The sequence below is a fragment of the Rhodococcus sp. B7740 genome, assembly GCF_000954115.1.
Lineage (GTDB): Bacteria > Actinomycetota > Actinomycetes > Mycobacteriales > Mycobacteriaceae > Rhodococcoides.
This window is the reverse complement of record NZ_CP010797.1, coordinates 1,969,090-1,989,513: the sequence shown is the minus strand read 5'-3', so window position 1 is coordinate 1,989,513 and position 20,424 is coordinate 1,969,090. Positions and strand designations below refer to the sequence as shown.

At 65.3% G+C, this 20,424-nt stretch carries 21 protein-coding genes; 12 read left to right on the top strand and 9 right to left on the bottom strand.

Annotated features, from left to right (window positions below):
• The first annotated feature begins 43 nt into the window (after nucleotides 1-43).
• Complete coding sequence (locus NY08_RS09225) at nucleotides 44-5,899, top strand: amino acid adenylation domain-containing protein (RefSeq protein ID WP_082073738.1); 5,856 nt, start codon at nucleotides 44-46, stop codon at nucleotides 5,897-5,899.
• Nucleotides 5,900-5,969: 70 nt separating this feature from the next.
• Here NY08_RS09225 and NY08_RS09220 read toward each other — a convergent pair whose 3' ends face one another.
• From NY08_RS09220 to NY08_RS09185, 8 genes are all read right to left on the bottom strand, one after another.
• A complete protein-coding gene (locus NY08_RS09220) occupies nucleotides 5,970-6,908 on the bottom strand; it encodes an esterase/lipase family protein (protein ID WP_045200047.1) in 939 nt (312 codons plus the stop codon).
• A 149-nt stretch (nucleotides 6,909-7,057) separates the two neighbouring features.
• Nucleotides 7,058-7,972: a glycosyltransferase gene (locus NY08_RS09215; RefSeq protein ID WP_045195973.1), complete on the bottom strand. Its 915-nt coding sequence runs from the start codon at nucleotides 7,970-7,972 to the stop codon at nucleotides 7,058-7,060.
• 21 nt (nucleotides 7,973-7,993) lie between these two features.
• Nucleotides 7,994-8,848 carry an ABC transporter permease gene (locus NY08_RS09210; protein WP_045195971.1) on the bottom strand — a complete coding sequence of 285 codons (855 nt, stop codon included), beginning with the start codon at nucleotides 8,846-8,848 and terminating at the stop codon, nucleotides 7,994-7,996.
• A gap of 10 nt (nucleotides 8,849-8,858) precedes the next feature.
• Entirely contained in the window at nucleotides 8,859-9,716 is an 858-nt protein-coding gene (locus tag NY08_RS09205) for an ABC transporter permease (protein ID WP_045195969.1), read from the bottom strand.
• The gene (locus tag NY08_RS09200) at nucleotides 9,713-10,684 is read right to left on the bottom strand and encodes a daunorubicin resistance protein DrrA family ABC transporter ATP-binding protein (RefSeq protein WP_045195967.1); all 972 of its coding nucleotides are present in this window, start codon (nucleotides 10,682-10,684) and stop codon (nucleotides 9,713-9,715) included. The genes NY08_RS09205 and NY08_RS09200 overlap by 4 nt, the downstream gene beginning before the upstream one ends.
• A 121-nt stretch (nucleotides 10,685-10,805) precedes the next feature.
• Nucleotides 10,806-11,759: a diiron oxygenase gene (locus NY08_RS09195; protein ID WP_045200045.1), complete on the bottom strand. Its 954-nt coding sequence runs from the start codon at nucleotides 11,757-11,759 to the stop codon at nucleotides 10,806-10,808.
• Nucleotides 11,760-11,791: 32 nt separating this feature from the next.
• Entirely contained in the window at nucleotides 11,792-12,700 is a 909-nt protein-coding gene (locus tag NY08_RS09190) for a prephenate dehydrogenase dimerization domain-containing protein (RefSeq protein WP_045195965.1), read from the bottom strand.
• A 12-nt stretch (nucleotides 12,701-12,712) separates the two neighbouring features.
• On the bottom strand, nucleotides 12,713-13,207 hold the full coding sequence (locus tag NY08_RS09185) for a hotdog fold domain-containing protein (protein ID WP_045195963.1): 495 nt from the start codon (nucleotides 13,205-13,207) through the stop codon (nucleotides 12,713-12,715).
• A gap of 491 nt (nucleotides 13,208-13,698) precedes the next feature.
• On the opposite strand from NY08_RS09185, the gene rpsJ reads away from it, so the two are divergent.
• The 11 genes from rpsJ to rpsQ are packed head-to-tail and all read left to right on the top strand — an operon-like array spanning nucleotide 13,699 to nucleotide 18,999.
• The gene (gene rpsJ / locus NY08_RS09180; RefSeq protein WP_003938093.1) at nucleotides 13,699-14,004 is read left to right on the top strand and encodes a 30S ribosomal protein S10; all 306 of its coding nucleotides are present in this window, start codon (nucleotides 13,699-13,701) and stop codon (nucleotides 14,002-14,004) included.
• A gap of 14 nt (nucleotides 14,005-14,018) precedes the next feature.
• Nucleotides 14,019-14,684, top strand: a complete 666-nt coding sequence (gene rplC / locus NY08_RS09175) for a 50S ribosomal protein L3 (protein WP_032398245.1) — start codon at nucleotides 14,019-14,021, stop codon at nucleotides 14,682-14,684.
• Nucleotides 14,681-15,358 carry a 50S ribosomal protein L4 gene (rplD, locus tag NY08_RS09170; RefSeq protein ID WP_008718317.1) on the top strand — a complete coding sequence of 226 codons (678 nt, stop codon included), beginning with the start codon at nucleotides 14,681-14,683 and terminating at the stop codon, nucleotides 15,356-15,358. Before rplC ends, rplD begins: the two co-directional genes overlap by 4 nt.
• Nucleotides 15,355-15,660 (top strand): 50S ribosomal protein L23, encoded by a 306-nt coding sequence (rplW, locus tag NY08_RS09165; protein ID WP_027496310.1) that lies wholly within the window; start codon nucleotides 15,355-15,357, stop codon nucleotides 15,658-15,660. The genes rplD and rplW overlap by 4 nt, the downstream gene beginning before the upstream one ends.
• Nucleotides 15,661-15,699: 39 nt before the next feature.
• Nucleotides 15,700-16,536 (top strand): 50S ribosomal protein L2, encoded by an 837-nt coding sequence (rplB, locus tag NY08_RS09160; RefSeq protein WP_008718311.1) that lies wholly within the window; start codon nucleotides 15,700-15,702, stop codon nucleotides 16,534-16,536.
• A 13-nt stretch (nucleotides 16,537-16,549) separates the two neighbouring features.
• Complete coding sequence (gene rpsS, locus NY08_RS09155) at nucleotides 16,550-16,831, top strand: 30S ribosomal protein S19 (RefSeq protein ID WP_008718309.1); 282 nt, start codon at nucleotides 16,550-16,552, stop codon at nucleotides 16,829-16,831.
• Nucleotides 16,828-17,250 (top strand): 50S ribosomal protein L22, encoded by a 423-nt coding sequence (rplV, locus tag NY08_RS09150; protein WP_037188319.1) that lies wholly within the window; start codon nucleotides 16,828-16,830, stop codon nucleotides 17,248-17,250. Before rpsS ends, rplV begins: the two co-directional genes overlap by 4 nt.
• Nucleotides 17,250-18,059: a 30S ribosomal protein S3 gene (gene rpsC / locus NY08_RS09145; RefSeq protein WP_027496312.1), complete on the top strand. Its 810-nt coding sequence runs from the start codon at nucleotides 17,250-17,252 to the stop codon at nucleotides 18,057-18,059. The genes rplV and rpsC overlap by 1 nt, the downstream gene beginning before the upstream one ends.
• 3 nt (nucleotides 18,060-18,062) lie before the next feature.
• Nucleotides 18,063-18,479: a 50S ribosomal protein L16 gene (rplP, locus tag NY08_RS09140; RefSeq protein ID WP_027496313.1), complete on the top strand. Its 417-nt coding sequence runs from the start codon at nucleotides 18,063-18,065 to the stop codon at nucleotides 18,477-18,479.
• On the top strand, nucleotides 18,479-18,724 hold the full coding sequence (gene rpmC, locus NY08_RS09135) for a 50S ribosomal protein L29 (protein ID WP_027496314.1): 246 nt from the start codon (nucleotides 18,479-18,481) through the stop codon (nucleotides 18,722-18,724). Before rplP ends, rpmC begins: the two co-directional genes overlap by 1 nt.
• Nucleotides 18,721-18,999, top strand: a complete 279-nt coding sequence (gene rpsQ, locus NY08_RS09130; RefSeq protein ID WP_032397542.1) for a 30S ribosomal protein S17 — start codon at nucleotides 18,721-18,723, stop codon at nucleotides 18,997-18,999. The genes rpmC and rpsQ overlap by 4 nt, the downstream gene beginning before the upstream one ends.
• 63 nt (nucleotides 19,000-19,062) lie before the next feature.
• Here the strand turns inward: rpsQ and NY08_RS09125 are convergent, their stop codons facing one another.
• Nucleotides 19,063-20,400 (bottom strand): AIM24 family protein, encoded by a 1,338-nt coding sequence (locus NY08_RS09125; protein ID WP_045195954.1) that lies wholly within the window; start codon nucleotides 20,398-20,400, stop codon nucleotides 19,063-19,065.
• Nucleotides 20,401-20,424: the final 24 nt, after the last annotated feature.

Sequence of the window (20,424 nt, the reverse complement as noted above, 5' to 3'; positions counted from 1 at the left end):
GTCGACGGTGCGGCGAAGAACTGGTGAGGAGTCATTGCTTAACATGAGTGCGGATGGATCGACCGGCACACCGTCCGAGTCCGGCGGCCGAGCGGGGGGCCGGCCGGCCCGTCCCAGGCCCACCCGGTCTCGGCCGACGCGTACTCGGCCCGCCCGTACCGTTGCGCTGCCGACTCTGCTGGCGGCCGCGGTGGAGAAGAACCCGGACGGCATCGCTGCCGAATTCGGGGACCGGTCGCTGACCTACCGGGAGATCGATTCCCGATCCTCCCGGCTGGCTCGCCTACTGCTCGCACGTGGAGTCGGGCCAGGGGATTTCGTGGCGCTGGCCCTGACCCGATCGATCGAATCGGTCATGGCGGTGTGGGCGGTGGCCAAGACCGGGGCAGCGTTCGTGCCGATCGACCCCAATTACCCGGCTGCTCGTATCGAGCACATGGCCACCGATTCGGGTGTCCGAATGGGCGTCACGGCAACGCAGTTCGAGGCTGCGATGCCGAACGCGGTGTCGTGGATCGTGCTCGACGCATCCGATGTCGAGGAAGAACTGAGTGGGCTGTCGGACGGGCCGGTGGTCGCGGACGATCGCCGCGCACCGATTCGCGCGTCCGATCTCGCGTACGTCATCTACACCTCGGGCTCGACGGGCCTACCGAAGGGCGTCGCCGTCTCCCAGGCGGGCCTGGCACCACTGGCCGCGACCCAGGTCGAGACGTACGGCCTGGACTCCGGTTCGCGCACACTGCATTTCGCGTCCCCCAGTTTCGATGCGTCCGTACTCGAACTGCTCATGGCCGTCGGTGCCGGTTCGACGATGGTCATCGTCGAACCGGGCGTCTACGGTGGTACCGATCTGAGCGAGGTGTTGCGCCGCCACCGAGTCACGCATGCCTTCATCACGCCGGCGGCGCTGGCCTCGCTGGACCCGGCAGATGTGCCCGCCCTGCGAGTGCTCGCCGTCGGTGGTGAGGCCTTCTCGTCGGAACTGATGTCGAAATGGGCCACCGACCGCCGGTTCCACAACGTCTACGGGCCGACCGAAGCGTCCATGGTGTGCAACATCTCGCAACCGCTGACCGCAGGCGAGGCGGTGTTGCTCGGGCAGTCGACCAGGGAGATGGGTCATCACGTTCTCGACGACCGGCTGCGTCGGGTCCCGGCCGGCGTGCCGGGCGAGTTGTACCTCACCGGGGCCGGCCTTGCTCGCGGCTACCATCGTCGGTTCGGCCTGACGGCAACCCGTTTCGTCGCCAATCCCTATGCGGTCGAGGGGGACTCGAATCAGGCGAGGCTGTACCGAACCGGAGACATCGTGCGCTGGCGCGACGGGCCGACCGGACCCGTCATCGAATACATGGGCCGCAACGACTTCCAGGTCCAGATTCGAGGATTCCGGATCGAGCTCGGTGAGATCGACGCCGTTCTGACCGCACTCGACGGTGTCGAGTTCGCAGCGACCCTCGGCTACCGGGGGCCGACGGGAGCAACGGTTCTCGCGGCCTACGTACTGCCGACGACAGGTGTCGAGCTCGACGTCGACAACCTGCTCGAGGCCGCCGGACGCAGTCTGCCTGCGCACATGGTGCCGTCCGTGGTCACCCCGATCGAGTCGATTCCGCTGACCCCCACCGGCAAGCTCGACCGAGATGCGTTGCCGGAGCCGGTGTTCGAGGTCGCCGAGTTCCGCGCTCCGACGACCCCCACCCAGCAGACGGTAGCCGACATCTTCGTCGAGTTGCTGGGGGTCGAACGCGTCGGTCTCGACGACGACTTCTTCGCGCTCGGCGGCAATTCGTTGATCGCCACCAAACTCGCTGCGAGGTTGGGATCGGCACTCGGCGTGCACGTGCCTGCGCGTTCGGTGTTCGAGTCGTCCACCGTCGAAGCGCTCGCGAACGCAGCCGAATCCGTCGACGCTCCGGTCCGGGCCCGGCTCGATGCCTCGAGGGCCCGGCCGCAACACATTCCGCTCTCGTCCGCTCAGCAACGCATGTGGTTCCTGAATCGACTCGACACCACGTCCGCGATCAACAACGTACCGGTTGCCTTGCTGCTGCGCGGGTCGCTCGACGTCGATGCGCTGCAGGCCGCCGTCCTCGATGTGGTGGGTCGCCACGAATCGCTGCGCACCGTCTACCCCGACATCGACGGCAGCGGATATCAGCGAGTGCTCGACGAGGCCGACACGCAGGTCGACACGGCGGTGGTGCCTGTCACCCGCGAGAGCGCCCTGGCCGAGGTGACGCAGTTCTTCACGCGTGGGTTCGACGTCACGACCGAAATTCCGTTCCGCGTTCGACTGTTCGAGGTCACCGATCCCGCCGGTTCGGTACCGGAGTACGTACTGGCCTTCGTGGCGCATCACATCTCGGCCGACGGTCTGTCGATGGCTCCGCTGTCTCGGGACGTCATGACGGCATACCTCGCGCGACGGAGCGGATCGGCACCGCAGTGGACGCCGCTTCCGGTTCAGTATGTCGACTACACGCTGTGGCAACTGGACATGCTCGGTTCCGAATCGGACCCGAACTCTGTTGCCGACAAGCAGATTCGGTACTGGCAGCACGCGCTCGACGGCCTACCCGAACAGTTGGAGCTGCCCGCCGACCGGCCGCGCCCTCGGGTCGCGTCGGGACGAGGGGCGGTGGTGTCGTTCGACATCGCCCCCGAGCTGCACGCCCGAGTGCTCGAGTGCGCCAGCACGAGCGAGTCGACCCCGTTCATGGTGGTGCACGCCGCGCTGGCCGTGCTGCTGGCGAGACTGTCGGGCACGGCCGACATCGCCGTGGGTGCGCCGGTGGGTGGCCGCGGCGACGCCCGGCTCGACGATCTGGTCGGCATGTTCGTCAACACGGTGGTGCTGCGAACCCCCGTTGCCCCGGATGCCTCGTTCGCCGAGGTTCTCGACACGGTACGTACGGCCGACCTCGAGGCGTTCGACAACGTCGACGTGCCCTTCGAGCGTCTGGTCGAGGTACTCGATCCGGTGCGCTCGCAAGGACGACATCCACTGGTGCAGGTTGCACTGTTCTTCCAGAACTTCTCACAGGGTTCCTTCGAGCTGCCCGATCTCGGGGTCGAGGCATTCGGTTCCGGCGTGGCATCGGCGAAATTCGACCTCCAGGTGACCTTCACCGAGCGGGGCGACGGCGCAGGACCGGCCGTCGAGTTGATGTACGCAACGGATCTGTTCGACGAGTCGACCATGACGTCCTTCGGGCAGCGGTTGGTGACCGTTCTCGAGGCGGTCACCGCTCGTCCGAGTGTCGTGGTCGGTGACATCGCGATTCTCGATTCGGCTGAGCGCGAACAACTCTCGCTGCGGGGCAACGGCAGCACGGTGGCTGCCGATTCGGGCGAGGTGCTGCTGGACGGCTTCGGTCGCACGGTGGTCGAATCGCCGGATGCGGTGGCGTTGGTGTTCGGTGAGCGGTCGCTGACGTATCGGGAGTTCTCGGACCGGGTGGATGCCACTGCGTCGTTGTTGCAGGAGCGTGGGGCCGGCCCCGGCATGCTGGTGGGGTTGGCCATGCGTCGATCGGTCGAGCTGGTGGTCGGGATGTACGCCGTGCTGCGATCCGGTGCGGCGTACGTTCCGGTGGATCCGGATCAGCCCGCCGAGCGTAACGACTACATTCTCGACACGGCATCGCCGATTGTCGTTCTGTCGACGGCGCGGGACGAATTCGTCACGGGGACAGCGATTCCGGTCGTCGACATCACGGACCCACCGGTGCCGAGCGGGCCGTTGGTCTTCCCTCGGGCGGTGGGTGGCGATCTGGCGTACGTGCTCTTCACCTCGGGGTCGACCGGCCGGCCCAAGGGAGTCGCCGTGGAGCATCGTGCCATCGTCAACCAGATGGAGTGGATGGCGCAGGAGTACGGTCTCGACGCGTCGGATGTCTACTTGCAGAAGACTGCCACGACGTTCGACGTGTCGTTGTGGGGGTTCTTCCTGCCGCTGCGCACCGGGGGCCGGTTGATCGTGGCGGCCCCGGGCGCGCAACGTGATGTGGAGGCCGTTGCGGCCGATATCGCCCGTCACGGCGTGACGGTGACGGACTTCGTGCCGTCGATGCTTACGGTGTTCGCCGAATCGGTTGCTGCGCAGTCCATCTCTTCGCTTCGGCACATCTTCGTGATCGGGGAGGCGTTGCCCGCGCGGACCGTGAGTGCGTGCCGGGCAGTGTCGAACGCGCGGGTGCACAATCTGTACGGGCCGACCGAGGCCGCGGTGAGTGTCACGTATCGCGACGTCTCCGAGGACGTCGCGGTGGACGGTTCGGTGAGCATCGGGGTGCCGGAGTGGAACACCTCTGTCCACGTTCTGGATTCGCGGCTGCATCCGGTACCCGCGGGTGTGCCGGGTGAGCTCTACCTCGCCGGCGTGCAGTTGGCTCGGGGCTATGTTGCGCGGCCCGATCTGTCGTCGGAGCGTTTCGTTGCCGATCCGTTCGGTCCTGCGGGGGCGCGGATGTACCGCACCGGTGATCTGGTCCGGTGGTCGATGGATGCCGGACGGCTCGAGTACATCGGTCGCACCGATTTTCAGGTCAAGTTCCGCGGGCAGCGCATCGAGTTGGGGGAGATCGAGACGGCGTTGACGGCGTTGTCGTCGGTGAGTCAGGCCGTCGTGGTGGTCGTGCAGTTGTCGGTGGGGGAGTCGTTGGCTGCCTACGTGGTGCCTGCTGTCGGTGCCGAGGTCGATGCCGAGGCGGTGCGGTCGGAATTGGGGTCGGCGGTGCCGTCGTACATGGTGCCGTCGGCGTTCGTGGTTCTCGATGCGTTGCCGCTCAATGCAGCCGGGAAGCTGGACCGTCGGGCGTTGCCGGCCCCGGAATTCGAAACCCGTGAGTTCAGGGCTCCGCAGACTCCGGTCGAGGAATCGGTCGCCGCGGTGTTCGCGGAAGTGTTGGGCGTCGAGCGCGTCGGGCTGGACGACGACTTCTTCGCGCTGGGTGGCAACTCGTTGCTGGCGGTCAAGTTGGTCTCCAAGCTCAGAGCAGCCCTCGGCGGCGCGCCGGTACCGCTGAACTGGTTGTTCGTCGACGCGTCGGTGGGCTCGCTCTCCGCGCGGATGACGGCTGCGACGGAGTCGAGCGAGGGGGCGGACTCCACCGGGCTGGAGACGTTGATTCCTCTTCGGCTCGGTGGCTCCTCGTCACCTCTGTTCTGCATCCATCCCATCGTGGGGCTGTCCTGGGCCTTCGGCGGACTGTCGGCGTACCTCGGCGACGACCGTCCGATCTACGGATTGCAGTCGCCTGCCCTCTCCGGTGCCGAGCCGCTGCCGGAATCGATCGAGCAGTGGGCCGCCCTGTTCGTGGACAGGATTCGTACCGTGCAGCCGTCGGGCCCGTACCACCTGCTCGGTTGGTCGATGGGTGGATCGATCGCTCACGCGATGGCCGTGCAACTGCAGCGTGAAGGCGAGTCGGTGTCGACACTGGCCATGATGGATTCGTTCGTCGCGGGCAGGACCGACCACGTCGTGGACCGTCCTGTGTCGGCCGGAGAGATGCTCGGTGGCCTCGGCTTGGGAGCGGACTCCGATCTCGAGATCGGCGAGCTCACGGTCGATTCCGTGGCGGATCTGTTGGCATCGATGCCGGCTCCGTTCGACGAGATTTCCCGCGACCGGGTCGCCGGGATACTGGACGGGATCGCCCGTTCGGCAGAGCTGATCGACTCGTACGTGCCCCGGACATTCGTCGGGCGGTCGATACTCTTCGCGTCGGTCGTTGACGATCCGACCGGAACCGTCGCGGCGTCGACGTGGGAGGACGCGGTCGACGGGGGCGTCACCGTGGTTCCTGTGCATTCGACACACTGGCAGATGGCGTCGCAGTCCGCACTGGCCGAAATCGGACCCGTGTTGCAGACCGAGCTGGACCGGTAGGTCTTCGAACGCGACCGGGGCCACGCGACGTGATGTCGTCGAGGCCCCGGTGGCTACGGATCGTGCAGTGTCAGCAGGGTGGCGGGGTGGTCGCTGCGTACTCGGGGTCGAGCGCCGACTTGACCATGTACAGCGGCGCGGGATCGGTGACGAGGCCGATGTGCGACGTCGTGGCGGCCGGGCACACGTCCTGAACCCATACGTTGTGCACCGTCGACGGATCACCCGACCGGAGGAAGGTGTTCCCCGGAGGTGTCGACACCGTGTCGTTGCGGGTGGCGATGACGGTGTACTCGACTCCCGGTTGGACGTCTCCGCCGTCGTTCAGGCTCGTCAACGTCGTGGAGCCGACCAACTGCTGTGCACCGGCCATGTTGTACGTGAGCGGGGTGAGCGCGTCGCCGGGGAGTCCGAGCGAGGTGAGCAGTTCGGAGAGCTGCTGCAGACCGCCGAACGTCGTTCCGTGGTTGGTGGCACCGAGGGTGACCAAAGTGTGCACCTTGTTGCGGGCAGGATCCTGCGGATCGGTGCCACCGTCGAACTTCATGTACTGGCGCGAGGACGTGCCGCCCTGTGAATGACCGACTAGATCGACCTGTTCTGCACCGGTGGCGGCAAGCACCTCGTCGACGAACCGACCGATCTGCCGTCCCGACTCGGCGATATCACCCGAACCCCAGATGGTCGTGCTCGGATCGAACAGGAGCGAGACGCCGCCGTAGTTGGGCGCGAAGACGCAGTAGCCCTCGCTCTTCAACTGCGGTGCGAGCGTCTTCCACGTCGACGCATCCATCTTCGTTCCGTGCACGAGAACCACCGGACGTGGATGCGCCGCACTGGGCACGCAGCCGAAGTCGTTCGCGCCCTCCAGGACAGGAGTGGCAGACACGGAGGTGCCCGTGGGGGAGGCGGGTGCCGCGGTAGCTGTTCCCGCCCCGGTCAGGCACAGGGCACCGGCAACGGCGGCAGCGACCGCCGTGGGCAGTACTCGGGAAAGCGTGTTCGACATGGCCTCGATCTCGTGTGAAGGCGTGCGATGTGCCGCCGGTTTCGGCAGCTCCGTGTTCTCGACCGTAACATCGGTCATCCATCCGTTACAGGCGCGCGACTCAAGACTGCAGGCCGGGCAGCCCGGCGATCCAGTGGGTGTGTCGGACGTCACCAACAGAAGGCGCGATAGGCGATGCCGCCGCGAACTTCGCCGACCCGGATGAACAGGGCCCTCGCCCAATGACCACGGGCCAATCCGGTCCACGAGGTCGGCAGAAGCGGATTGCGAACCAGTAGGGCGGTCCACCACGAGGCGACGGTACGGACCCTCATGGCCGGGCACCCCTGCGTCCGATAGATTCCGCGCAGTTTGGCGAAGCCGAAGCCGAGCCGAAACGATTGTCGCAGCATGGGCCGGAGCTCGGCTCGGAGCCGATAGGCGACGACAGCCTCGGTGCTGAAGCCGAGGGTGTAGCCGGCCAATTGTGCGCGCCAGCAGAATTCCACGTCCTGGCTGGCCCGGAACCGGTTGTCCATGCCACCGACATCGCGATAAACCGACGCCCAGCAGGCCATGCTGGCACCGATGGCGAAGGGCAGGAAATCGGTGCGACCCTGATCCTCCGGCGGTGTGGTCGGAGTCCAGGACAACGCCTGCGCACTGTTCAACGTGTACGTCTCCACCGCGGTACCGGCTACGTCGAACGACCTGGCCAGCTCGGCGAGGGTTCGTAGCCACGACGGATGCACCACGTCGTCCGCATCGCAGAACATCAACAGCTCACCGGAGGCGTTCTCGGCACCGCGATTGCGGGCATGCGCCGCGCCGACCTGCTGGGATGCGTCGACACAGGTCAACTGCAGTCGATCCCGTAGGGGGTGCGAGGACACGTGATCGCCGACTCGTCCGTCACCGGCATTGTCCGAAATCAGCACATCGAACCGATAATCGGAATCCTGCTCCGCCAATGCCTGCAACTGCGCGTCGAGCAGGGGATCGAGCGAGCTCACCGGAATGATCACCGAGATCGACGGGTGCTCGGGGTGCCCATTGGCCACGACGTCACCTCCCAGCGTGGCCATCGACGGCCGGAGCCTATTCGATCAGCCGGTCGCGGATGCCTTCTTGTACCCCCGAATTGCAGGATAGAGGAACACCACGACCAGACCCAGAGACCACGCCAACGTCTGGAGCACCGGTGTCATGACCGGACCTCCGAGAGCGAGGTTCCTCATGGCATCGACCGCGACCGACATCGGTTGAGCTGCGACGACCGGCTGCAGCCAGAGCGGATACGCCAGAACCGGAACGAAGCCGGCATTGAAGAACATCAACAGGGTGCAGAAGATCGAGACCAGTTCCACCAGGGGAGCATTACCGGCGACGGTCGCGAGGAACGTGACCATCACCGCGAACCCGATACCGAACACGACCGGAATCAGAAGCAACAAGAGTCCGGCCTGGAACCCCTGGGTGAATCTGAACCCCATCGCCACTCCGGCAGCGATGATGACGGTGGTGGTGACGAGCACTCGGACGGCTTCGGCGATCATTCTGCCGAGCAGGCCGGCGGCACGGTGAGTCGGTGTCGTCCAGAACCTGGACAGCAAGCCCGATTTCCGCTCGCCCTTGAGACCGACAGCGCTGACGATGGACCCGAACATGGCCCCGACGAGAGCGATCATCGGAACCTGGCCGTAGATGGCCGGGGCTCCGGTGGCCGCGGAGATCGAGTTGCCGAGTACGACCCGGAACATGACCAGCATCAACGCGGGGTACAGCAAGGCTTGGATCATCGTCGACGGATCGCGCATCCACCGCATCAGAAGTCGCTTGGCCTGGATCAGACTGTGCGTCCCGAGCGCGCGGATCGACCCTTCTCGCAGGGCCATGTTGGGTTCGGGAAAGGTCAAGTTGGATACGCGAGCAGCGTTCACCGACGCTTCGGACATGGTCATCTCGGACTCGTCATTCCGGTCTAGAGCTCGCCCAGATGGCAAGCGGGACGAAGAACACGATCAGGCCTGCGATCCAGGCGAGGGATGGCCACAGCACCTGAAAGGTGACTCCGCCCTCGGCCATGTCTCGCATCGCGAACGAGAACTGAGAGATCGGTTGATTGCGAACGAAGGGGCGGATGAGTTCGGGAAAACCGCTCTCCGGAACGAATCCGCACGAGGCCATGCCGAGGATGAGCTGGGGCAGGGTCAACACCTGGCTGGTCGCTTCGGGGCTCTTCGACAGCGTTCCGATCGCATCGGCACCGATCGACAACGTGGTGCTGATCAGCATGGCCAGTGCACAGAACAACAGGGCCTGACCGAATCCCGCAGTGAATCGAAAGCCGATGACGTAACCGAAGCCGAGAGCGGACACCAGAGACACCAGTGAGCGGACGACACCACTCGAGATGCGCGACACCAGCGGCACACCCCGCACGACGGGCATGGTCTTCAACCGGGAATTCAGGCCACTCAAAGCCTCGGCCGAGGCACGCTGCGCCGCGGAGATCGCGGTGAACGCCATGGCCTGCAGCACGATGATCGGCATCAGGAACTGGGCGTAGTCGATGCCCTGCAGACCCATGACGAACTTGAGCGGCAGGTAGAAGCCGACGGTGAAGATGAGCGGGGCGATGACCGCGACCAACAACTCACCCTTGGTGAGCATCGTCCACAGCGCACGCCCGGTGAGGGCCTGCCACTGCACGAATCCCGACGGCTTCGTCCTCGACCGTCGCTTGGGCTCCTGAGCCGTCGAACCGACATCGGTCCGCTGCACGGTCCTCGCCTGCGAACCGGCTACGCCTCGCGTCGTGGCCGTCATGTTGTGGTGCTCGTCTTCGAGTGACCGGTGAGGGTGAGGAACACGTCGTCGAGCGACGGGCGGCGCAGGGCGATGTCGGCGAGCACGATGCCCACCGCATCGATGCGGCGCAGGATTTCCGACAGCGTGGCTGCGCCGTCGGGGGCAGGAACAGAGAGCCGGTCCGAGGCAGCGGTGATCTCGGCGTGAACTGCAGCGGGAACCATGTCGCCGAGGGCTTCGGCGGCCGCGCGGAGTTGGCCGGGATCGAGGGGAACGACCTCGCAATAGCTGCCGCCGGTCATGGCCTTGAGATGGTCCGAGGTGCCTTCCGCGATGACCGTGCCCTTGTCGATGACGATGATGTTGTCGCTCAGGACATCTGCTTCTTCGAGATACTGCGTCGTCAACAGCACAGTGATGCCCTGCGACTTGAGTGCCTCGACCAACGACCAGACGCCCTGCCGACTGCGGGGATCGAGTCCGGTGGTCGGCTCGTCCAGGAACACGACCTCCGGCCGCACGACGAGGCCGCAGGCGATGTCGATGCGCCGACGCATACCGCCCGAGTAGCCACGGACGGGCCGCTTGCCGGTGTCGGACAGGTCGAACTCGTCGAGCAGCGCCTTGGCTCGGGCCTTCGCGGCCTTCTTGTCCAGACCCATCAGACGGCCGAAGAGCTCGATGTTCTCGCGGCCGGACAGAGTGTCGTCGAGGGCCGCGTACTGCCCGGTCATCATGATCGAGCGGCGCACTGCCGGAGCGTCGGTCGCGACATCGTGACCTGCGACGAATGCCCTGCCCCGGTCGGGTGCGATCAGAGTGGAGAGCACCTTCACCGTCGTCGTCTTGCCTGCACCGTTCGGGCCCAGAATCCCCAGCACCGTTCCCCGCTCGGCGGAGAAGCTGATGCCGCGCAACGCCTGCACATCGCCGAAGGACTTGTGTACGTCCTCCACGTGTACGGCTGCGTGTTGAGCTGACGACATCGAATCTCCGAGCTGTCGGGGGGAGTGGTGGGACCGGACCCCGTGGAGTCGAGGGCCACTACTTGATAGCGAAATTCGCCGTGGATGTTACTTGTGGGTCGTCGCTGCGTGACCTCCGCAGTCAGTCCCAGTCGATATCGATACTGTTCTCGACGTCGAGTTTGCGGCACAGAGACCGCAACCCGCTGTAGTCCTGAACCAACGCGCGGCGGCTCTTGTCCTGCTCGACGTCGACCAGCATCTGCCCGCCACCGCGCACGCCCTCGAGTTCGAGAATGCGTCCCCAGGTGGAGAAGTCGCTGCTCGAGAACGCGTCCATGCCGTCGACCAGCCCGTCCAGGAACTTCCGGCGGTCGTCGGGGCGGAGCCGGTCGAAGACGATCGCAGCCATGTCGTCGGCGATCGACGCATGGCAGTACTCGTCGCGGTTGTGCAGTTTGACGGTGGCCCGGTTGATGGGCTGAATGATGTCGTCGTCCTCGATCAGGTCCAGATACGAGGTGATGGAGATCTCTGCAACCGTCATGAACGCAAGCGAGCTGATCGCCGCCGACCAGGGGTCGTCACTGGTCGCCTGCGCCGCACGCTGCCTGCGCACGGTGGAGCTGAACGGCAACGATCGTTCCGACAGAGCCCACCCGCGTCCGCGTCTGGTCGCAGCGCTCGCGTTGAGGTGCATGAGGGTGTGGTACTGCTCGTCCACCATGGCCTGGGTGACCGCCACAGCGAGGGTGTCACCCATCCCGGTCTCGAACACGTCCTGCGCCAACAGAGCGAAACCGGGATGAACGACGTGCTGCTCGACGTCCATCACGTTCTTGTTGAACGCGATCCAACCCCAGGCACGCAGTCGATCCTGCTGCTCGGCAGTGGCACCGGTGAAGGTGTCGTGCTCGCCGAAGGGGATCAGAGCGTCGGGGAAATCCTGCTTGGTGGTGTCGAACAGATCGTCCAGCTCGGGCTCGGGCTTCTTGACCGTCGCGCGCTGCGACCAGTTCTTCGCCAACCGAGCGACGACCGCACTCTCGACGACATCGTCGGAATCGAACTCCGGCAACGACGGCTGTTCCAACATCGTGTGCCTCGCCTCCGCGCTCGTACTCGTGGTCATCGGTTACCACTGCTACCTCGAACGATACCGAACATCTCCGCGCACACCGCCCGATACCGATCCCCGTTCCCACCCAGAGCGGCCTCGGCCTGCGCCAACAGAGCGGCGAAGTCGGCCTCGTCACCGGAATCGACGGTCTCGCTCACCGTCTGCGTCGCGCGATGCAACGCCGCCCTGGCCTCGGCCGCGTGGGGATTGCCGGCCTGAACATCCCAGTAGACCTCGGGTTCCCCGCCGGTGATCCGTGCCAGTATCGCGAGCATCGACGCGTGCGGGGGAGGCGCAACGGCGTCGATGTCGACGAACGGAAGGTCCAGTTCGGCCAGAGCCAGTCCGAACGCCAGGACGCTGGCGTGCGTCAGCGCCTGCGTCGCCGCGGCGAGGCGATCATGACGTGCGGCGTCGAGAAGGACCACCCGAGCGCCCCACCGCGAGATGCCGTCCAGGAAGGCATCCACCGGCGGGCCGGGTCGATGCACGACGGCAGCAACCGGGCGTCCGGCCATTCCGAGCGACGGGGCGAACATGGGATTGATTCCCAGCGTGGCACCGATCGGACGCGCGCCTTGTACATGGTGGGAGAAGCCGGACTTCACCGACAGGGTCTCCACCAGCAGGGCGTCGGCGCGCACGGCGGACAGGTCGGCCCGCAGCGCCACGGATTCGGGGACGGCCAGAATCACCGTCGTCGCTTCTCTCAGCACCGATTCGACCGGCTCGGCGGGGGCGGTGATGTCGCCGGCGATCACCGTCGAACCGTCGAGCTCCGGGCCAGCGTGCACGTCCACGACGGTCACCGGTACCCCGTCCGCGAGCAGCAGGTCGACCATCAGGCGGCCCACCGCTCCCGAACCTCCGACCACCACTACCGAGTCATGGGACCGCGACCGTGTCACCGAGTTCATCGGTCGAGTATGTCAACGGGACGCCGCGGAGACCCAGATGGTGATGTCCGCGTGCACCACCTCGATGCCCGAGGTGTCTCGGATCACGACGGGCACGACGATGTCGATGCCGTCGGTGATCGTTCCGAAATCGGGGACCTCGTCGAGTTCGGCGACCGCGCGCAGCGACGTCGTGGCCTTCGTCAGGTACTGGACAGTCATGGACTTGGGAATCCATCGGTGCGTGGTGGGGACGGTCGCCTCGGCGAGCATGCCCATGGCGACCTCGGCGAGGTTGCACGCGGCGATGGCGTGGAAGGTGCCCAGGTGGTTCCGAATGCCTAACCACTTGGGCGCGGTGACCTCGCAGCGTCCCGGCTCGAGCGCGACGACACGGGGAAGCACGGATGCGAAGTACGGAACGCGCAGACACATGCCGACGGAGAAGAGAGTGGACCCGACAGTGTTGTTCGGTAGCTTCGACCAGGCGCGATAGGTCGCCCCGGTAGTGTTCTCGAGGGTGGTCATGGCGCTACCTTACTGCTCGGTAAGGTAGCTCGGTAGCGATCGATCGGCCCCGAGTTGATCTGCTGCCCGGTCTGCGGCATACTGGTCGGGTTGCCTGGACACGGGACGCGCTTGCGTGCGGCCTGAAACAGGTGAGTCGGCCGAAAGGTCGACTGAGCAAGAACATGAGACCAGCGCTCCACGTGAGCGCGTCCGGAACACCAGCTCGATCGGTGCAGATTTCGTTCGATTCGGATGGTTGAAGCGAAAGTTTCAGCGCAGAAGAATGAGCGGAATCGCGACACGCCCGACCGCGTGGACCGGAGAACCATGACAGATGAAGAGCGGCAACGGAATCAGGCCACGCCTGGTCGTCAACGTTTTTCACTGTCGTGTGTGCACGAAGGCAGTTCGAGTCGGTGGGTTTTCCACGGCTCGGGGACTGTGCAGACGAGGTGGAGCAGGCCGAACGGCCCGTTCTACGACCAAGCGGCAAGAAAAGGACACTAAGCGTGGCGGGACAAAAGATCCGCATCAGGCTCAAGGCCTACGACCATGAGGCGATCGACGCGTCAGCGCGCAAGATCGTCGAAACGGTCACCCGTACGGGTGCCCGCGTCGTCGGACCGGTGCCGTTGCCGACAGAGAAGAACGTGTATTGCGTCATCCGTTCGCCGCACAAGTACAAGGACTCGCGCGAACACTTCGAGATGCGTACTCACAAGCGGCTCATTGACATCCTCGACCCGACACCGAAGACGGTGGACGCGCTCATGCGCATCGACCTCCCGGCCAGTGTCGACGTCAACATCCAGTGAGCGCGGAGACAACGATGACTGATAACAAGAACCGGCCTGCGACAGGAATTCTGGGCACCAAGCTCGGAATGACCCAGGTCTTCGACGAGAACAACCGCGTCGTTCCGGTGACCGTGATCAAGGCAGGCCCCAACGTGGTCACCCAGATCCGCACCCAGGAACGTGACGGCTACAGCGCCGTCCAGGTCGCATTCGGTGCGATCGACCCGCGCAAGGTGAACAAGCCCACCACCGGCCAGTTCGAGAAGGCAGGTGTCACGCCGCGTCGCCACATCGTGGAGATTCGCGTAGCCGACGCCTCGCAGTTCGAGATCGGCCAGGAGCTCACCGCTGCGGTGTTCGAGGACGGCGCATACGTCGACGTCACCGGCACCAGCAAGGGCAAGGGCTTCGCCGGAACCATGAAGCGTCACGGCTTCAAGGGTCAGGGTGCGAGCCACGGTGCACAGGCCGTGCACCGTCGCCCCGGATCCATCGGTGGCTGCGCCACACCCGGTCGCGTCTTCAAGGGAATGCGCATGTCCGGACGTATGGGTGGCGACCGCGTCACGACGCAGAACCTCTCGGTCCACAAGGTGGACAGCGAGAACGGTCTGCTGCTGATCAAGGGAGCGATCCCGGGCCGTCGCGGCAACGTCGTGATCGTCAAGTCTGCATTGAAGGGTGGTGCACGGGCATGACCAGCCTCGAGAAGAACACCGAGACCAAGCTGACGCTCGATGTCAAGGAAGCCGGCGGCAAGACCAACGGCACCGTCGATCTCCCCGCGGAGATCTTCGACGCTCCGGCGAACATCGCGCTGCTGCACCAGGTCGTCATCGCACAGCTGGCAGCTGCTCGTCAGGGAACCCACTCCACGAAGACTCGTGGCGAGGTTCGCGGCGGCGGCAAGAAGCCGTACCGGCAGAAGGGCACCGGCCGCGCCCGTCAGGGCTCGACCCGCGCTCCTCAGTTCGTCGGCGGTGGCACGGTCCACGGACCGCAGCCGCGCGACTACAGCCAGCGGACCCCCAAGAAGATGAAGGCAGCCGCCCTGCGCGGAGCCCTCTCCGATCGGGCCCGCAGCGAGCGCCTGCACGTCATCACCGAACTGGTTGCCGGACAGGTTCCGTCCACCAAGGGTGCGAAGACGTTCCTCGCCGAGATCTCGGACCGCAAGAAGGTCCTGCTCGTCGTCGGCCGCGAGGACATCGCAGCCTGGAAGAGCGTGCAGAACCTGGACGGCGTGCACCCCATCGCACCCGACCAGCTCAACACCTACGACGTGCTCAACGCCGATGATGTCGTTTTCAGCGTGGAAGCGCTGAACACCTTCATCGCTGGGCCTGCAAAGAACGAGGAGGCAAGCAAGTGACCACGATCGCCGATCCCCGCGACATCTTGCTGGCACCGGTCATCTCCGAGAAGTCCTACGGACTGATCGAAGAAGGCACGTACACGTTCCTGGTGCACCCGGACTCGAACAAGACGCAGATCAAGATTGCCGTCGAGAAGATCTTCGACGTCACCGTGACCAGCGTCAACACGATGAACCGTCAGGGCAAGCGTAAGCGGACCCGGTTCGGTTACGGCAAGCGCAAGGACACCAAGCGCGCGCTCGTAACGCTCTCCGCCGACAGCAAGCCCATCGAGATCTTCGGAGGTCCGGTCGCGTAAGCGGCTGGGACTCTTCGGATATAGAGGACGAGAAGACTCATGGCAATCCGTAAATACAAGCCGACAACCCCGGGCCGTCGTGGCTCCAGCGTTTCCGATTTCGCTGAGATCACGCGTTCGACCCCCGAGAAGTCGCTGATCCGCCCGCTGCACGGCCGCGGTGGACGTAACGCACACGGTCGCATCACCACCCGGCACAAGGGTGGCGGTCACAAGCGTGCGTACCGTCTCATCGATTTCCGTCGCAACGACAAGGACGGCGTGCCGGCCAAGGTCGCTCACATCGAGTACGACCCCAACCGCACCGCGAACATCGCACTGCTGCACTTCGCAGACGGCGAGAAGCGCTACATCGTCGCACCCAAGGGCATCGCCCAGGGATCGCCGATCGAGCAGGGTGCCAATGCCGACATCAAGCCCGGCAACAACCTGCCCCTGCGCAACATCCCGACGGGTACGACCATCCACGCGGTCGAGCTTCGTCCGGGTGGAGGCGCGAAGATGGCCCGCTCCGCTGGAGCGAGCATCCAGCTCCTCGGTAAGGAAGGCCCCTACGCCACGCTGCGTATGCCGTCCGGTGAGATCCGTCGCGTCGACGTGCGCTGCCGCGCAACCGTCGGCGAGGTCGGCAACGCCGAGCAGTCGAACATCAACTGGGGCAAGGCCGGCCGCATGCGCTGGAAGGGCAAGCGCCCGACCGTTCGTGGTGTCGTGATGAACCCGGTCGACCACCCGCACGGTGGCGGCGAGGGCAAGACCTCCGGTGGACGCCACCCGGTCAGCCCCTGGGGACAGCCGGAAGGCCGTACCCGCAAGAACAAGGCGAGCGACAAGCTGATCGTCCGTCGTCGTCGTACCGGCAAGAACAAGCGCTAGGAGGGAGTTCAGAATGCCACGCAGCCTGAAGAAAGGCCCGTTCGTAGACGATCACCTCCTCGCGAAGGTTGACGTCCAGAACGACAAGGGAACCAAGCAGGTCATCAAGACCTGGTCCCGTCGATCGACAATCCTGCCCGACTTCATCGGTCACACTTTCGCCGTCCACGACGGTCGCAAGCACGTACCGGTGTTCGTGTCCGACTCCATGGTCGGCCACAAGCTCGGGGAGTTCGCACCGACCCGCACGTTCAAGGGTCACATCAAGGACGACCGGAAGGCGAAGAGGCGATGACCAACTTCACCCCCACCGCCAATCCGACTGCCAAGGCCGTAGCGAAGCACGTTCGCGTCACGCCGATGAAGGCACGTCGCGTCGTGGATCTGGTTCGCGGGCGCTCCGTCGAGGACGCGCTCAACATCCTCAAGTTCGCGCCGCAGGCAGCGAGCGAGCCGGTCGCCAAGGTGATCGCGTCCGCAGCGGCCAACGCCGAGAACAACCTGGATCTCGATCCCAGCACACTGATCGTCGCCACTGCATTCGTCGACGAGGGTGCAACCCTCAAGCGATTCCAGCCGCGCGCTCAGGGCCGGGCATTCCGGATCCGCAAGCGCACCAGCCACATCACGGTGATCGTCGAAAGCCTGCCCAAGACCGGCGGAACGTCTCGTAACCGTCGTAAGGGCCAGGCGTCCAAGGAAGGGGCTCAGTAGTGGGTCAGAAAATCAACCCGCACGGCTTCCGCTTGGGTATCACCACTGACTGGAAGTCGCGTTGGTACGCAGACAAGCAGTACTCGGAGTACGTCAAGGAAGACGTCGAGATCCGCAAGCTTCTTGCCACCGGCATGGAGCGCGCAGGCATCGCGAAGGTCGAGATCGAGCGCACCCGTGACCGTGTTCGCGTGGACATCCACACGGCACGCCCGGGCATCGTCATCGGTCGCCGTGGTGCCGAGGCCGACCGCATCCGCGGAGCTCTCGAGAAGCTGACCGGCAAGCAGGTTCAGCTCAACATCCTCGAGGTCAAGAACGCCGAGTCCGAAGCTCAGCTCGTGGCTCAGGGTGTTGCCGAGCAGCTCAGCAACCGCGTCGCATTCCGTCGGGCAATGCGCAAGGCCATCCAGTCGGCCATGCGTCAGCCCAACGTCAAGGGCATTCGTGTTCAGTGCTCCGGCCGTCTCGGTGGCGCTGAAATGTCTCGCTCGGAGTTCTACCGCGAGGGACGCGTTCCCCTGCACACGCTCCGTGCCGACATCGACTACGGGCTGTACGAGGCCAAGACCACCTTCGGCCGTATCGGCGTGAAGGTCTGGATCTACAAGGGCGACATCGTCGGCGGACGGCGTGAACTCGCCGCCGCTGCGGCTCCGGCCGCCGGTGCAGACCGTCCCCGTCGTGAGCGTCCCACTCGTCCGCGTCGCAGCGGTGCCTCGGGCACCACGGCGACCAGCACCGAGGCCGGCCGCGCGGCATCCGCAACCGAGGCTCCGGCCTCGACCGAGCCCACTCAGGAGGGCTGACGCATGTTGATCCCCCGCCGGGTCAAGCACCGCAAGCAGCACCACCCGAAGCGTTCGGGTGCCGCCAAGGGCGGAACTCAGGTGACATTCGGTGATTACGGCATCCAGGCTCTCGAGCCCGCCTACATCACCAACCGTCAGATCGAGTCCGCTCGTATCGCGATCACTCGCCACATCAAGCGTGGCGGCAAGGTCTGGATCAACATCTTCCCGGACCGCCCGCTCACCAAGAAGCCTGCCGAGACCCGCATGGGTTCCGGTAAGGGTTCGCCCGAGTGGTGGATCGCGAACGTCAAGCCGGGTCGCGTGCTCTTCGAGCTGTCGTACCCCGACGAGACCATCGCGCGTGAGGCACTGACTCGCGCCATCCACAAGCTGCCCATCAAGGCACGCATCATCACCAGGGAGGAGCAGTTCTGATGGCTACCGGAACCCCAGCCGCAGAGCTCCGCGAGCTCACCGGTGAAGAGCTGGTCACCAAGCTGCGTGAGTCGAAGGAAGAGCTGTTCAACCTTCGTTTCCAGATGGCTACCGGCCAGTTGGACAACAACCGTCGACTGCGCACCGTCCGTCACGAGATCGCGCGCATCTACACCGTCCTGCGCGAGCGTGAGCTCGGCTTGGCATCTGGTCCTTCCGAGGACACTGCAGGTGACGCGGCATGAGCGAGGAAAAGACTGTGACTGAAGAGCGCAACAACCGTAAGGTCCGGATCGGCTACGTCGTATCCGACAAGATGGAGAAGACGATCGTGGTCGAGCTCGAGGACAGGGTCAAGCACCCCCTCTACAGCAAGATCATCCGTCGCACCACCAAGGTCAAGGCACATGACGAGAAGGGCGACGCCGGCGTAGGCGATCGCGTTCAGCTCATGGAGACCCGCCCGCTGTCTGCCACGAAGCACTGGCGACTGGTCGAGGTTCTCGAAAAGGCCAAGTAGTACCTGCAGACAAATGCCCGCTCCCTTCCTGGGAGCGGGCATTTTGCGTTCCGGTGTGCGGCCCTACCTGCCCAGCAATCCTCCGAGCGCGCCGCCGACCCCGGCCTGCTCCCCGCTGCCGCTGCCACCGACCAGGCCACCCGGCGGCTGCTCCGACGGCTGAACCACGACGAATCCCTGACCCGAGAACTCGAGGGTGAAGCGCTCACCCGTCGTCCGACCGATCAGCGTGCCGAGTCCGAACGAATCGTTCTTCTTGACTCTCGTCTGCAAGGACGACGACCACGCGACCGCAGCCTGTGGATCCGCGAAGGTCGGCTGGTCGACGTTCAGCACCACCGGAACCCCGTCCGTGGTGATGGCGATCCGGCCGCGTCCGGAGAACACGCAGTTGAAGAATCCGGCATTGCCGCCTGCCGCGGCACCCTGCACCCGCTTGATGTCGTAGCTCAGCGAACTCTCGAAAGCCAGCACATTGGCACCGTTGATGGTCAACCCGTCCGTGCCGTCCAGGTCGATGAGATGAACGTCCTGAGCGGCGTTGGCGAGAAAGAGGTCGCCCTGACCGGTGACCTTCATCAGAGGAACACCCTCACCCGAGAGCGCCTGTTTCAGAGCCCGGCCGATCCCACCGGACCCCTTCGCCTCGAACTGCAGATTGCCCTGATACGCCACCATCGAACCGGCCCGGGCCATCACCTCGCCGTTCATCCCGATGCGGCACATCTTGCTGCCCTGCTTCTGGATACCCGAACCGGGAACCTCGGCGTGAGCGGGCGCGAACAGTTCACTTCTCATGGCCAGAACTCCTCGAGGGGCTGATGAATCGGTGGACGACGCAGGTGACTGCGTGGGACGGAGAGGTTGCTCGACGGAGGCCGTCGGGTCGGGCGTCGGGTCGTCCTCGTCGATGCTGATGCCGAACGCCGTGGCCAAACCGGCCAGGCCATCGGCGTATCCCTGGCCGACGGCGCGGATCTTCCACTGCTCGCCGCGCCGATAGAACTCCAGACACACCAGCGCGCTCTCGTCGCCGAGTGCATCGGCAGTGAAGCCGACCAGTGCCGTGTCCGACGCATCGGACACCGTCACCGCAGTCGGGCCCGCGGCCGCGAACGTCGCGGGTCCCGTTCCGTCGAGGGACGCAGCCACGGCCACGGTGTCGACGCCGGCGGGGACGGCAGCGGCGTCGAACATCAGCAGGTGACCGGTGGGGGTGCGGCGATACTCGACGCCCGAGGCGGAGGGCTGGTTGTAGAACACCAGGTCCGCGTCCGAACGCACCCGACCGTTCGGACCCAGCAGCAGCGCGGAGACGTCCACCGAGGTCGATGCCGTGAGCGTGACCGTCAGAGGACCGGCCGGAGCGGGGCAGTTCTCCCCGCGAGCGAGGGTTTTCACCGAATCCAGTGTGCCACTGTCATG

What these genes read in the sequence shown, in the direction of transcription:
- rplB (WP_008718311.1), top strand. Translation starts at nt 15,700, where the DNA reads ATGGCAATCCGTAAATACAAGCCGACAACCCCGGGCCGTCGTGGCTCC.
- NY08_RS09215 (WP_045195973.1), bottom strand. Translation starts at nt 7,972, where the DNA reads ATGGCCACGCTGGGAGGTGACGTCGTGGCCAATGGGCACCCCGAGCAC.
- rpsS (WP_008718309.1), top strand. Translation starts at nt 16,550, where the DNA reads ATGCCACGCAGCCTGAAGAAAGGCCCGTTCGTAGACGATCACCTCCTC.
- NY08_RS09200 (WP_045195967.1), bottom strand. Translation starts at nt 10,684, where the DNA reads ATGTCGTCAGCTCAACACGCAGCCGTACACGTGGAGGACGTACACAAG.
- NY08_RS09185 (WP_045195963.1), bottom strand. Translation starts at nt 13,207, where the DNA reads ATGACCACCCTCGAGAACACTACCGGGGCGACCTATCGCGCCTGGTCG.
- rplD (WP_008718317.1), top strand. Translation starts at nt 14,681, where the DNA reads ATGACCAGCCTCGAGAAGAACACCGAGACCAAGCTGACGCTCGATGTC.
- rplV (WP_037188319.1), top strand. Translation starts at nt 16,828, where the DNA reads ATGACCAACTTCACCCCCACCGCCAATCCGACTGCCAAGGCCGTAGCG.
- NY08_RS09195 (WP_045200045.1), bottom strand. Translation starts at nt 11,759, where the DNA reads ATGTTGGAACAGCCGTCGTTGCCGGAGTTCGATTCCGACGATGTCGTC.
- NY08_RS09210 (WP_045195971.1), bottom strand. Translation starts at nt 8,848, where the DNA reads ATGACCATGTCCGAAGCGTCGGTGAACGCTGCTCGCGTATCCAACTTG.
- rpsQ (WP_032397542.1), top strand. Translation starts at nt 18,721, where the DNA reads ATGAGCGAGGAAAAGACTGTGACTGAAGAGCGCAACAACCGTAAGGTC.
- NY08_RS09225 (WP_082073738.1), top strand. Translation starts at nt 44, where the DNA reads ATGAGTGCGGATGGATCGACCGGCACACCGTCCGAGTCCGGCGGCCGA.
- NY08_RS09190 (WP_045195965.1), bottom strand. Translation starts at nt 12,700, where the DNA reads ATGAACTCGGTGACACGGTCGCGGTCCCATGACTCGGTAGTGGTGGTC.
- NY08_RS09220 (WP_045200047.1), bottom strand. Translation starts at nt 6,908, where the DNA reads ATGTCGAACACGCTTTCCCGAGTACTGCCCACGGCGGTCGCTGCCGCC.
- rplC (WP_032398245.1), top strand. Translation starts at nt 14,019, where the DNA reads ATGACTGATAACAAGAACCGGCCTGCGACAGGAATTCTGGGCACCAAG.
- rplP (WP_027496313.1), top strand. Translation starts at nt 18,063, where the DNA reads ATGTTGATCCCCCGCCGGGTCAAGCACCGCAAGCAGCACCACCCGAAG.
- rpmC (WP_027496314.1), top strand. Translation starts at nt 18,479, where the DNA reads ATGGCTACCGGAACCCCAGCCGCAGAGCTCCGCGAGCTCACCGGTGAA.
- NY08_RS09205 (WP_045195969.1), bottom strand. Translation starts at nt 9,716, where the DNA reads ATGACGGCCACGACGCGAGGCGTAGCCGGTTCGCAGGCGAGGACCGTG.